This is a genomic window from bacterium (assembly GCA_026398675.1).
In the GTDB taxonomy this organism is placed as follows: domain Bacteria; phylum RBG-13-66-14; class RBG-13-66-14; order RBG-13-66-14; family RBG-13-66-14; genus RBG-13-66-14.
In genome coordinates this window covers 1-1677 of the sequence record JAPLSK010000381.1, presented here as the reverse complement: position 1 = coordinate 1677, position 1677 = coordinate 1, and the positions used below count along the sequence as shown (strand labels likewise).

Genomic DNA, 1677 nt, shown 5'->3' with positions numbered 1-1677 from the left:
CGGGCGATGCCGTCGTCAAGTCCGACGGGCGGGGCTAAAGCCCCGCCCCTACCGCAGCGCAAGAATCACCGGAACCGGGGGCCGGCGTCTTGAATCGGCGAAGTAAAAAACGGCTTCGCGCGCGGCGCTTGCTTGCGAATTACGGTAACTTCTCCCCGCGGAACAGCGGTCCAGCGCGCTGCGCTGATCAAGTTTCAATTAAATCTACGGCTTCGCGCGCGGCAGTTGCTTACGAATTACGGTAACTTCTCTCCGCGGAACTGGGGTCCAGCGCCCCGCGCTGGTCCAGCTTCAAGCTGGTGGTGAGGCGCCTGGGGATCGAACCCAGGACCCACGGCTTAAAAGGCCGTTGCTCTACCTACTGAGCTAGCGCCTCGCGAGCGGGGGAAAAATAGCACGTCACGGGTGAAAGGTCAAGACGGGGGGCGTTCCGGCCTTCTTCACGGATGCCGGTCGGGTCATCTCGCCGAGAGCATCTGGATGACCTCGTCGGCGCGGCGGAGGCGGCCGGCCACGACGTGGAGCAGCTTGACCGCCATCTGGGCGTTCCCTCGCAGGAGGTTGAGGAACTCCTCGCGCTCGAGTTTCCAGACCTCGGAGTTTTCGACGGCCTCGACGCCGGCGGTCCTCGGCTCCTTGTCCAGGAGGGCCAGCTCGCCGAAGAACTGCCCCGGGCCGAGCTTTGCCAGCTCGCGGGCCCCGCCGTCATCGAGCCCGAGCCAGACCCGCACCGAGCCCGTGGCGATGTAGAAGAAGTAGTCTCCCGGCTCGCCCTGCTTGAAAATCGTCTCCCCCGCCTGGAAGTGGTCCTTGATCATCAGGGCGGCGATGTCGGCCAGCTCCGCCGGCGAGAGGTCCTTGAAGAATCCGGACCGGGCCAGTTCGTGCGGTTTCACGGTTTCCCCTTCCCTTGAGCCCCTTGGGAATCGTAGCTCCGGCGGGTGCGGCGGCGGTCGTGGTGGCGCTCCAGGGCCAGCTCCACCAGCCGAGCCACCAGGTCGTTGTAGCCCAGGCCCGACGCCACCCACAGTTTCGGATACATGCTGATGGGGGTGAAGCCGGGGATGGTGTTGACCTCGTTGATGTAGAACCGCCCGGTGGCGCGTTCGAGGAAGAGGTCCACGCGGGCCATGCCGGAGATGTCGAGGGCCTTGAAGGCGGCGACGGCCAGGCGCCGGGCCTCGGCGGTCTGGTCGGGTGAAATGGGAGCCGGTATTAAAAGTTCCGAGTCCTCCACGTACTTGGCGTCGTAGTCGTAGAACTCGCGGGCGGGGAGAATCTCGCCGGGGACGCTGGCCTCGGGCGAGTCGTTGCCCAGGACGGCGCACTCTATTTCGCGGGCGTCCAGCCCACCCTCGACGATGATGCGGCGGTCGAAGGCGGCGGCGAGCTCCAGGGCTTTCGCCAGCTCCGACGGGCCGTGGACTTTGGTGATGCCCACCGAGGAGCCCAGGTTGGCCGGTTTGATGAAGAGGGGGTAATCCAGGGCGGTCTCGATATTGCGCGCGACCCCGGCCGGGTCCGCCTCCAGCTCGGCGCGGGTGAGGCCGAGGTGCGGTCCCACGGGCAGACCGGCGGCGACGAGGACCGCCTTGGCCGCGAGCTTGTCCATGGCCAGGGCCGAGCCCAGCACCCCCGCGCCCACGTAGGGCAGGTCGGCCAGCTCGAAGAGCCCCT

2 protein-coding genes and 1 tRNA gene are annotated in these 1677 nt (G+C 66.8%); all 3 read right to left on the bottom strand.

What is annotated here, in order from left to right:
* Positions 1-300 precede the first annotated feature (300 nt).
* Positions 301-376, bottom strand: a tRNA-Lys gene (locus NTW26_11435).
* A gap of 82 nt (positions 377-458) precedes the next feature.
* Entirely contained in the window at positions 459-896 is a 438-nt protein-coding gene (locus NTW26_11430; GenBank protein MCX7022858.1) for a cyclic nucleotide-binding domain-containing protein, read from the bottom strand.
* Positions 893-1677: D-alanine--D-alanine ligase (locus tag NTW26_11425; protein MCX7022857.1), on the bottom strand; the 785-nt coding region annotated here is incomplete at its 5' end. The genes NTW26_11425 and NTW26_11430, both read right to left, overlap by 4 nt.